Genomic DNA, 10,984 nt, shown 5'->3' with positions numbered 1-10,984 from the left:
GTCCAAAAAGGACGGGCGGGACGCCCATCCCACAATAACAATTAAAATTGTAAGTTATTTAATTCGCGATCCTTAGCTGCAAAAGCGAGATTATCCCATTTTTAATTTTTAACTTTGTATATCACTATTTATTGCAAAATAAAACGATAGCATTAATGTGGAGACTACCGAACTGTTTTCTGTTAAGATTAGAGAGCTTGAGGGTGAATACTAAAAATATAAATGAGGACTTAGGGTATGCAAAAGCGACAATTGGGAACATCACAAATTCAGATTACCCCGATAATTATGGGGACTTGGCAAGCTGGGAAGCGGATGTGGGTGGGAATTGAGGATGCTGAAACTGTCAAAGCAATGCGCGCGGCTTTTGAGGCAGGTATTACCACCTTTGATACGGCTGAGGTTTACGGAGAAGGGCATTCGGAACAAATTATCGGTCAAGCACTTTCAGATGTGCGATGGCAAGTAGTTTATGCTAGCAAAGTTTTCGCCAACCACCTGAAACCCGATTTGTTAATCGAAGCGTGCGAGCGATCGCTAAAAAACCTCAACACCGATTATATCGACCTTTACCAAATCCACTGGCCCGCTGGCAGTTGGAATTCCGAGTTAGTGCCAATTGCAGAAACAATGGACGCCCTGAACAAGTTAAAAGAACAGGGAAAAATTCGGGCGATCGGCGTTTCCAACTTCTCCCGTGCCCAAATAGAAGAAGCCGCCCAATACGGACGCATCGACAGCCTGCAACCGCCCTATTCTCTGTTTTGGCGCTGGGTAGAAAAAGATGCTATGTCCTATTGTGTGGACAATCATATCTCCATCATTGCCTATTCATCTCTAGCTCAAGGAATATTGACAGGTAAATTCGGGCCAGAACACAAGTTTGAAGAAGGCGACCACCGCGCCAAAAATAAGCTGTTCATCAAAGAAAATTACGACCGGGTGCAAACAGCATTAAATCAACTCAGGCCAATTGCCGATCGCCACCAGACAAGCTTGGGCAACTTAGCTTTAGCTTGGTTGATTTCCCAGCCACAAACAAATGCAATTGTCGGCGCGCGCGACGGGGAACAAGCAGCCGAAAATGCTAAAGCTGCTGAGGTAAAATTGAGTGAAGAAGAATTAAAAGAAATTGACGCGATCGGGCGAACTGTCACCGATCATTTAGACGATAACCCCGTTATGTGGAACTTCTAAAACAGAACTGACGCAACTGGCATATATAGTAAGGTACCCCGGAACTCACGCCCAGATCACCATTCTCGCTTAACGGGCTAGAAGCCCGTTCCACAAAGAGTGAATTTCTTGTGGAATGGGCTTCTAGCCCGTTCCTAAAAAGCTAATGAGGTATAATATCTACTGCGCTGTGGAAATATTCAAAAAGTTAAAATCAAAAATCTAAAATCCGAAATCTAAAATCGAATGAGTTACTGTCTAAATCCTAACTGTTCAAAGCCGCAAAATCCCCCCGCAGTCAAATTATGCAAAAATTGCCGGTCGAAACTGCTGCTGCGCGATCGCTACCGGGCTATAAAGGCGATCGGACAAGGCGGTTTTGGTAGAACATTCCTCGCCGTTGACGAAGACAAACCCTCAAAACCTCGCTGCGTCATCAAACAATTTTTACCCGCAGAAACCCAACTCATCCCCTCAGCAAGCAATCGCAACAGCAAAAAAGCAGCCGAACTTTTTGAACAAGAAGCAATGCGATTAGACGAATTGGGCAAACACCCCCAAATTCCCGAACTATTAGCCTACTCCATCCAAGACAGCAGACAATATGTAGTCCAAGAATTTATCGACGGGCAAAATTTAGCACAAATTGTAGAAACAGAAGGTAGATTTACCGAAAATCAAATTCAAGACTTACTCAATAGCTTATTACCCGTCCTTCACTTCATCCATTCCCACAACGTTATTCACCGAGACATCAAACCCGGAAACATCATCCGCCGCGCCGACAAACAATTAGTATTAGTAGACTTTGGCGCAGCCAAAATTGCTACAGGTACAGCCTTACTCAAAACAGGAACCAGCATCGGCAGCCCCGAATACATCGCCCCCGAACAAGCTAGAGGCAAAGCATTTTTTACCAGCGATTTGTACAGTTTAGGCGTAACTTGTTTGTATTTACTAACTCAAGTTTCCCCATTTGACCTGTTCGATCCTGGTGAAGATGCTTGGATATGGCGACAGTATTTGGCTAACAACCCCGTGAGTGAACAACTAGGGAAAATTTTAGACAAAATGATTGCCAATGCTACCAACCGCCGCTATCAAACGGCTGTTGAAGTATTAAAAGAAATTAATCCCCAAGTTGCGATCGATCTAGCAATTCCTAAAACAAGTTCCAAGTTAGTTAAACCAGGAAAAACTCCCGCCCAGCCCCAACAGCAAACCTATAGCTGGCAATGTATTCACACCCTAACAGGCCACAAAAACTTAATTTACTCTGTGGCTTTCAGCCCCAACGGAGAAGTTGTAGCCAGCGGCAGCGATGACAAAACAATCAAGCTGTGGGGAGTTGAAGACGGGCAAGAAATTGTCACCCTCACAGGACACGCTAACTCGGTTTATACAGTAGCTTTCAGCCCTGACGGAAAGATGCTAGCCAGCAGCAGCCACGACAAAACTGTCAAACTTTGGCGGATGAAAGATGGGCAAGAAATTCGCACGCTTGTGGGTCACATTAACTCAGTTTACAGCGCAGCTTTCAGTCCCGATGGCGAAATTATTGCTAGCAGCAGTTGGGACAAAACAATCAAGATTTGGCGCGTCAAAGACGGGCAAGAAATTCGCACCCTTGCGGGTCACACCAACTTAGTTTATTTGGTTGCTTTTAGCCCGGATGGCGAAACTATTGCTAGTTGCAGTTGGGACAGAACCGTCAAAATTTGGCGAGTTAAAGATGGGAAGCTAATTCGCACACTTACAGGTCATACAGACTCCGTTCGCTGCATAGCTTTCAGTCCGAATGGAGAGTTTTTGGCTAGCGGCAGCCATGACAATACTATTAAACTTTGGTGGGTCAAAGATTGGCAAGAAGTTTTAACTATCACAGGACATTCTTGGTATGTTGATTCTATTGCTTTTAGTCCCGATGGCGAGATTCTGGCTAGCAGCAGCAATCAAACTATCAAGATTTGGCGAGTGAAAGACGGTCAAGAAATTTGTAATATTGCGGGTCACAATAACTCTGTTTATTCTGTTAATTTTAGCCCAGAAGGAGAGTTTTTGACTAGCGGCAGCAGTGACAAAACTATTAAAATTTGGCAGAATACCATGTTTGTTTGATTAACCACGATCGAAATTGTTTGTAATCCTTGGGCGGGGGCAGGTTTATGATGTTTGTGGGTTTTAGGCGATTATTGTTGGTGAACCTGCCCCTACAGGAATTATGGTCAATTCACCGAACACGATATGATTCAACCGTTTTCCCTTTCAAATTTTTGCCGCAACTCCCGAATGACTGTACTTGTAGGGCGATCGCGCGACATTTGCCAGCATTCCTCGACAATTTCTGATACATTAAAATTGGGAAAATAACGGCTAACTGAATTTTCGACATATCGATCGTTTTGCAAGTCGTAAATTCTGAGCTTATTTTTCTTAAACAGCCACACTTCAGGCACTTGATAAGGCAAGTAATCATCTAAATCCGTGTAGCTAGTTACGTCTACTTCGATTACTAGATCGGGCGGCGGTTCAACACCCCAAGCAATCCGATCTTTACCAATAATTGTCGCACAACTATCGATATAAAAACAATAATCTGGTTCAATTCCTCTTACCTCCGGCAAATCCATCGTAATTGGTGTAAAAGCTTCATAATCTCGCCCCAAGTAATCTAGGAAAACCATTGCCACCATTGCAATAATATGAGATTGTTTTCCGTGTACTGGTAAAGGGGACATTAATAAAATCTCTCCTGGTCGATATTTGATGCGCGGAATTGAACGATCGCCCAATTGTGCTACAAGTGATTGGTAATCCTGCCAGTTTGCGGGAAATTTTATAAGTGTTCCTGGGGGCAAATGAATTTTTTCTGGCGTGACAACTGCAAACATAAAACTTATACCTCCTGACTGAGGATGTGTGTTTTAAACAACTAAAAGCTATTATCAATCTATCTGCTTCACCACCTCCCAGGCCAACCCTAGCACCTCTGCAATTTGCTCATCCTTCAATCCCAACTGTCGTAATTTACCAACCATTTCAATTTTAACTTGATTCGTGCCATCCTGGTAGTCGGGAGTCGGAGGCTGACTTTTATCTGGGGTAGGAGTGGATAGTTCTGAGCAAGCATTGATATAGTTAATTGTATTGCTATTACCAAAATTAGTAGTGCGATCGCCAAAATTTATATTCAGATTTAATTGCCGTTCTAGAACAGATTCCAGATTACCTTTATCAACTGGTTCATCAAAAGCATGAGATAACATTTGCAAAAGCTCGTAACCTACATCCTTAGCATGACCCGCCGTACACCCGTAAGTATCTGCAATATCAGAATACTTTTTTCGATTCAGTATTCCATCGATAATTTTACGCTGCAAGTCATTAAGATGTTTGCCTGTCTTCGCGCTGAGCACTTTATCTACAAATTGCAAGATATGGGCAGTGTCCATCAGTAGGGGCGTCAGAGAACTAAAGTTAGTATAGCCGACTTTATCCGCCTTTATCCGTCTTTTTCCGCCTTGCCTCCCAATTTTAGAAATACCCGTCTTTTTCCGTCTTTTTTCGCTTTTCGGTTTTGAGCGATCGGTTTATGATACGGAAAAGGATAAAAATTAGTTTCATCGTCTGTATTGGTGAACAGAATTTCATCTACCAGTTTTCAGGCTTCTGCAATGTCGATCGGTCGGATAGGCAGGTTTTTCCGATATGATCCGATATTTGGGACATTTGAGCAAATTTTTGTGGAAAAGTTCAGACTCAATCCGACTGACAGGGCGATCGGGTGTGGGTTTTACTTGGGTGAAGGCAGGGCAAAAGTAGTTCAAACTGTTCAAATTTAAATTGTAGACGTGCGGGATAAGCCTACCCGAAAAACTGTTCTACTGCAACTTCGGGACAATGCAACAATTAGGCGCTTAGGAGTCATAGCAACATGTCAAAGTTTTCACCTGAGAATATTGCTAAAGAGATTGTTGAGGCTATACTTAAGCCTTCTGCAAACGCAGAAGAGATGTCGAATCTCCGTAAGATTGCAAGTGGTATGTCTGTTGATGATTGGAAAACACGGCAAATAGCATTAGTTACAGGTTCTGGTGCCTTAGCTGGATCGATGGGAGGACCTTGGGGAATGGCTGCTATGGTTGCTGACCTAGCTTGGTTAGGGAAAAATGCAGGACAAGGTTGTTTGGGTGTTGGTTATGCTTTGGGAAAAAGCGTTAATCCCGATGATATTGACTTGATACTGGCTGTATGGACTAAGATGGGAGTCCCCTCTAATACAGTTCCATCTGGAGCCGTTGCAATTGCGGTTTCTGAAGATGTCAGTTCTTGGGGACAAGCTGCTTCTGAAGCGAGCTTTGCTCCAGTCGGAAAAATTTCAGCTAAACTTGGGGTGAAGTCACTAGCAAAAGTTTCTGGTAAATTGACTGGGAAAATTATTACCAAAAAGCTGGCTGTCAAAGGAGGCTCAAAGCTAGGTGCTAAGTTAGCGGTTCTTGCAATCTCTATGGCATCATCTAAGTTAGCAGCCAAGTTAGCAGCAAAACTTGGAACATCATGGGTTCCAATACTTGGTGGACTTGTATCTGGTGGAATTAATTTTTGGCTTATGAGTGAACTTTTAAATGCTGCCGAGAGCTACTATACTTATGATTACATTATTTTGAAGAATGCCGAAGTAGCTGCGCTTGCCTAGACAAAAGTTAAGCCTCATAGCTTCGTAGGTTGGGTTAAAGCATAAAACCCAACTCCTCAGCCGCGCTCAAGCCAATGGATGTTGGGTTTCGCCTTATTCAATAAATGATAGACAACAGACTCAATGCTGTTTAACCGAATCTACAGCAAATGCGATCGCCCCTTACTTTTTATGGATAGGCGATCGATCAAAAGTGTAGATGCGATCGCACTTTGTCTTTTTTCACCGACAGGGCGATCGATATTGAAACTAGAGCTTTCGAGTTTGTGGTGATACAATAGCTGCCACTCAATAAAATTAAGAGGGCTGCTAACCCATTCTTTATGAGCGAAACCGTCTACATCGAAACCAGTATCTTGGGCTACCTTACCGCTCGATCGACCAAGAATTTAATTTTAGCGGCAAATATAGAAATAACTAGAGATTGGTGGGAATTTCGTCGAAGCGCCTTCACCCTTTATACGTCGGAGGCAGTTCTAGATGAAGTGGTACAGGGAGATGCAGGAATCGCCGCTCAACGACTGGAGATTCTGCGTGATTTTCCCTTGTTGGCATTGAACCAAGACGTACAAGATTTAGCCGTACAACTCCTAACCCGGAGCAATCTGCCTCCAAAAGCAAGGGTTGATGCAATTCACATTGCCGCCGCCACTGTTCATGGCATGGATTATCTGTTAACTTGGAATTGTAAACATATTGCGAATGCTCAAATCCAGGGGAAGTTGGCGGAGATTAGTCTCGATTTCGGCTATGTGCTGCCTGTTCTTTGCACACCCAACGAACTAATGGGAGATTAGGTCATGTGGACAGATGAGATTGTTGAAGAGATCCACCGAATCCGAGAAGAGTATGCGAAGTCCTTTAATTATGATTTGGACGCAATATTTGCAGACCTCCGCAAAAAGGAAGCAGCAAGCGGTAGAAAAGTCGTAACCTTATCGCGAAAGCCCGGTCTAACAACACGTTGGAGCGGACGGGCGAGAAATCTTGGTGGTGCTGCAAATGTTACTCGACGTGGCTCAACTGAGCCATTAGGTAGCTAATAAATACTCAATTAGCGATGTCATAAGTGTGAAGCGTCGTCTTTAAGTAGTAAGTTTGGTAATGATCGCTGAGGAGCAACGACCTCTCACCAAACAACAGGAGATGATACAGAAAGATACGATCGCACCTTATCTTTTTTCACCGACAGGATGATCGCTCTTTCCTTTATCTTAAGTCATAAAGTTGGCGATCGCACCTTTCTTTACCAAACATCAAATTTTAAACAGAAGTACGATCGCCCTTCCTCCACCTCTTCAACAACTCCGGCGTCACCAAACCTTGCGGAAAAAATATCGTCCCCAAAACAATCAGCACCCCAAACACAATTAACCGCCCATCCCGCAGAAATTGCGCCAACCAAATCGGCAATCCTTGAATAGTCGCCATCCCCCTCAAAACCTCTGGTAAAGCAGTAAACACCATCCCACCCAAAACTGCTCCCAGAAACGTTCTGCTACCACCAATCAACACAGAAGTCAAGTAAATAATACTAGCATCAAAAGTCCCTTGACGGGCGTTCCAAGTATTGAGGAAATGAGCGCTAACCGCACCCACAACCCCAGCTAAAATAGCGCCTAACGTGAAAGCCAAAACCTTATAAAAAGTTGGGTTAATGCCGATCGCATCAGCAGCCAACTCATCAGCGCGGATCGCAGCAAAAGCGCGCCCCACCCGAATCCGTTCCAGCCGATAGACAATCGCCATACTTACCAACAGTAAAGGCAGTACAATCCACAAATATTCGATCGGCGTCGCAAACGGTTGCGGAATCCCAAAAATGCCCACAGCCCCGCCAGTGATATCTAAATTCAGCGATAAAACCCGCAAAATTTCCACAAAAGCAATAGTTGCGATCGCCAAATAAATCCCACTCAACCGCAGCGCCGGAATTCCCACCAAAATCCCCAGCAACCCCGAAACAACCCCTGCAATTATCATCTCCACCAACAGCAATGGTAGAGGAAACAAACCCCCTGTCGGCTTAAACACCGTCGTAGACAAAATCGCCGCAATATACCCACCCAACGCATAAAAACCAGGGCTAGCCAAAGACAACTGTCCAGTCATTAAAGGCAAATATAGCGACATTCCCAACATTGCACCCAACAACATCGAGACAATCAAAAACCCGTAAGTAGTAAAAAATGCAGCCATGATTTTATTTTAAATAATAAAAATACTTAAATACCAACTTCATCTCAAATCCAGTCCCCTCATAATCATTCATTTCTCTCTTCTCTTTCTCTGCGTTCTCTGCGTCCTCTGCGGTTAAATCATTCCGATATAATTAGTTTCTTTAGGGGGCAATCCCCCGTGGCCGTTGGTGCGTGCGAAGCGTCGAACCATCGCCCCAATTTTAATCACCTAATTATCTCTTTTACACCTTTTGAATCAAACGCCGACCAAAAAAACCCTGCGGTCTAACCAATAGCATAATAAACAATATGGCAAAAGCAACAGCATCCTTATAAGCCGAAAAATCTCCCGGCACAAAAGCCTCCACCAAACCAATGATAAACCCACCCAAAACTGCCCCAGGAATACTCCCCAACCCACCCAGCACAATCACCGCCAAACCCTTCAAACCAAAAGCAATACCAAAATACGGCCCAGCAATACTCACACTCGAACCCACCAAACTTCCCGCCAAACCAGCCAGAAAACTGCTCACAAAAAACGTCAAAACAATGTATCTATCAGTATCAATACCCAACAGACTAGAAGTAGTAGCATCTTCAGCCACAGCCTGCATTGCTTTGCCAAACTTAGTAAAATTTATTAAGTAAGTTAAGACAGCCACAATCGCAACTGATACCGCAAAAATCACTATTTGAACAGTCCGAATCGGAATAGGTTTATCTACTGTTCCGAAATTAATTGCAGCAGGTAAATAGCCGTAAGTGTTAGCAGGAAAAGTGTAAATTTCCGCACCGACAAGATATTGGATAATATTGGCGATCGCAACTGCCACACCCAAACTAGAAACCACCGTCAGCAGAGGATCAGAGAGTCGGCGGCGCAAAGGTAAAAAAGCAATTCGTTCAACAATTACTCCTACCAAACCAGCCATGACACTTCCCAAAATTAACGCCACAGCAAAAGGCAACTGCACGGGAATTCGAGCATTAGCCCACAACCCATTAAAACCGAAAGCACCTCCCATCAGCGCATAAGTGAAGTAAGCACCCAAAGTAAATACAGCACCGTGAGCAAAGTTAATAATTCCGAGAATAGAAAAAACCAGCGTGTATCCCAGGGCAAAAATAGCATACACGCTGCCGATCGACAAACCATTGAGAAATTGTTGCAAAAACAGAGTTAAGTCCATCACCAGTTAGAGATTCGGCATCAACATTAAATCATTCAAAAACAAACAGCATACAATTTTTACTCTGATTTCTGACTTCCCCCCAAAGGGGCAGCGGGGTTGACCTCAGACTCACACTCAATAACTCATCCGTGTATCCGTGTCAGAATCCGTGTCGTGCCTTCATTTCAAAAATTCAAACTTACCATTATTTCCATCAGCATCCATTTTTATCTGTGCCACATAAAACTCTTTCTGATTAATCTCACCTTCAGGCGTAAAAGAAATTTCCCCCAAAGGCGTATCGTACTTGCCCACCAGCAACTGCTGATTCAAATTTGTACGCAACTCAGCCAACGGCTTTTCGCTAACCTTAGACTTAGCATTAATTGCCTTTAATGACTCAACAAAAACTTGTACACCAGTAAAAGCTTGAGCGCTAAACTGAGGCGGTTCTTTCTTAAATTGAGCGCGATAAGCATCACGAAAAGCCTTATTAATCTCATTCTGATATTCCGGGCTGTAGGCTTGGGCAATCAAAACCCCATCGCAAAGAGCCTTGCAAACAGGAAATACATTAGAAGTATTCAGACCGTTGCCCCCAATGATAACGCCTTTGTAACCCAACTCCCGCAATTGCTTAATTAAATTGCCTCCATCCGCGGCCAACCCAGAAATAATGATTAAATCCGGCTTGACATTTATCCCATTAGTGGCTTGAGATTGGAAATCTGTATCAGTAGTCAAGAATTTTTGGACTGTTGCCAATTCCAGTCCCATATCTTTAACCGTTGTCTGAAAAGTTTCCGTCTCAGATTTGCTAAAAGCATCATTTTGAGCAAAAAACACCGCTACTTTCTTAATATTGGGATTTTGCTTCAGTGCGGCTTTAACTGCATTTGGCGCTACCACGGCCACAGGCGCGGAGACTCTGGCCACATAATCGCCAATCTGGGGAATGCCTTTAGCGGTGTTGGAGGGGCCGAGTACGGGAACTTTTGCTCGATCGGCGATCGGAGCGGCACTAAAAGCTTGCTGTGACAGAGTTGGCCCTACAATACCAACCACCTGATCCTGATTGATCAGAGTATTGAAAGCATTGATCGTCCCTTGTTCATCTCCACCGGTATCTTGGAACACCAGTCTAATCGGCGTCCCATCCACACCGCCCTTATCGTTGAAATACTTCTCAGCAATTTTTGCGCCAGCCACCTGTTCCTGACCCAGCAAAGCCACATTGCTAGTTTGCGCCACCCCAATACCTATAGATATAGTGTTGGAACTCCCCCCAGGCGAACCCTCTGGGGAAGCACCGGGAGATGGCGAAGTCGCCGGAGATGCTGTAGTAGAGGTTTGGGGAGTGTTCGTCTGACTGCAAGCCAGCAGCAGTGAAGCGCAGGTAATGAATAAGCCACTAGGGCGAGCGGCAGGTTTTTTCATAAGCGGGCGATCGAACATCTATATATAAAACAGCTACACGTAGAGATATTCTACCCATGCGCGGTAGATACTCCCCTCAAAAGTCCAATCTTGCCCAAAAAAAAGACCCCTTCCCGGAAAAAGGAGTCAGCCAGCGGAGGCAGGATCGGAAATCAGTAGCTCAAACCCTTGGTGTGTATAGGTCCCCAAAAAACTCAAAAATATTTTCACAAAACGCTTGACAACACCTTGCGGAATAAGTATATTAATAAAGCGCCAGAAGGGAAGCGGTTCAAACAACCGCGAACTAAAGGTAGAAAACTGAACCTAGAAAAAAGAAT

Annotated in this window: 10 protein-coding genes; 5 read left to right on the top strand and 5 right to left on the bottom strand. The window is 44.1% G+C overall.

Features of this window, described 5'->3' with window-relative positions:
• Positions 1 to 237 precede the first annotated feature (237 nt).
• Both QUB20_RS26880 and QUB20_RS26875 read left to right on the top strand, forming a co-directional pair.
• A complete protein-coding gene (locus QUB20_RS26880) occupies positions 238 to 1,197 on the top strand; it encodes an aldo/keto reductase (protein ID WP_333250977.1) in 960 nt (319 codons plus the stop codon).
• Positions 1,198 to 1,422: 225 nt separating this feature from the next.
• Positions 1,423 to 3,294: a serine/threonine-protein kinase gene (locus QUB20_RS26875; RefSeq protein ID WP_333250979.1), complete on the top strand. Its 1,872-nt coding sequence runs from the start codon at positions 1,423 to 1,425 to the stop codon at positions 3,292 to 3,294.
• A gap of 131 nt (positions 3,295 to 3,425) precedes the next feature.
• On the opposite strand, the gene QUB20_RS26870 is transcribed toward QUB20_RS26875, so the two are convergent.
• Both QUB20_RS26870 and QUB20_RS26865 read right to left on the bottom strand, forming a co-directional pair.
• The gene (locus tag QUB20_RS26870) at positions 3,426 to 4,067 is read right to left on the bottom strand and encodes a Uma2 family endonuclease (protein WP_333250982.1); all 642 of its coding nucleotides are present in this window, start codon (positions 4,065 to 4,067) and stop codon (positions 3,426 to 3,428) included.
• Positions 4,068 to 4,121: 54 nt separating this feature from the next.
• Entirely contained in the window at positions 4,122 to 4,628 is a 507-nt protein-coding gene (locus QUB20_RS26865; protein ID WP_333250985.1) for a hypothetical protein, read from the bottom strand.
• A 482-nt stretch (positions 4,629 to 5,110) separates the two neighbouring features.
• On the opposite strand from QUB20_RS26865, the gene QUB20_RS26860 reads away from it, so the two are divergent.
• The 3 genes from QUB20_RS26860 to QUB20_RS26850 all read left to right on the top strand — a co-directional run bounded on the left by QUB20_RS26860 (position 5,111) and on the right by QUB20_RS26850 (position 6,669).
• Positions 5,111 to 5,872, top strand: coding sequence for a hypothetical protein (locus QUB20_RS26860; RefSeq protein ID WP_333250987.1), 762 nt, complete (start codon positions 5,111 to 5,113; stop codon positions 5,870 to 5,872).
• A 123-nt stretch (positions 5,873 to 5,995) separates the two neighbouring features.
• A complete protein-coding gene (locus tag QUB20_RS26855) occupies positions 5,996 to 6,145 on the top strand; it encodes a hypothetical protein (RefSeq protein ID WP_333250990.1) in 150 nt (49 codons plus the stop codon).
• Positions 6,146 to 6,195: 50 nt separating this feature from the next.
• Positions 6,196 to 6,669 (top strand): type II toxin-antitoxin system VapC family toxin, encoded by a 474-nt coding sequence (locus QUB20_RS26850; protein ID WP_333250992.1) that lies wholly within the window; start codon positions 6,196 to 6,198, stop codon positions 6,667 to 6,669.
• A 466-nt stretch (positions 6,670 to 7,135) separates the two neighbouring features.
• On the opposite strand, the gene QUB20_RS26840 is transcribed toward QUB20_RS26850, so the two are convergent.
• From QUB20_RS26840 to QUB20_RS26830, 3 genes are all read right to left on the bottom strand, one after another.
• Positions 7,136 to 8,071 (bottom strand): branched-chain amino acid ABC transporter permease, encoded by a 936-nt coding sequence (locus tag QUB20_RS26840; RefSeq protein WP_333250997.1) that lies wholly within the window; start codon positions 8,069 to 8,071, stop codon positions 7,136 to 7,138.
• Positions 8,072 to 8,294: 223 nt separating this feature from the next.
• The gene (locus QUB20_RS26835; protein WP_333251003.1) at positions 8,295 to 9,245 is read right to left on the bottom strand and encodes a branched-chain amino acid ABC transporter permease; all 951 of its coding nucleotides are present in this window, start codon (positions 9,243 to 9,245) and stop codon (positions 8,295 to 8,297) included.
• Positions 9,246 to 9,407: 162 nt separating this feature from the next.
• Entirely contained in the window at positions 9,408 to 10,664 is a 1,257-nt protein-coding gene (locus tag QUB20_RS26830) for an ABC transporter substrate-binding protein (protein ID WP_333251000.1), read from the bottom strand.
• Positions 10,665 to 10,984: the final 320 nt, after the last annotated feature.

The sequence above is a fragment of the Microcoleus sp. B4-C2 genome (assembly GCF_036705265.1).
Classification (GTDB): Bacteria; Cyanobacteriota; Cyanobacteriia; order Cyanobacteriales; family Microcoleaceae; genus Microcoleus.
Note: the sequence above shows the minus strand (reverse complement) of the source record. Positions and strands in the feature narration are given on the sequence as shown.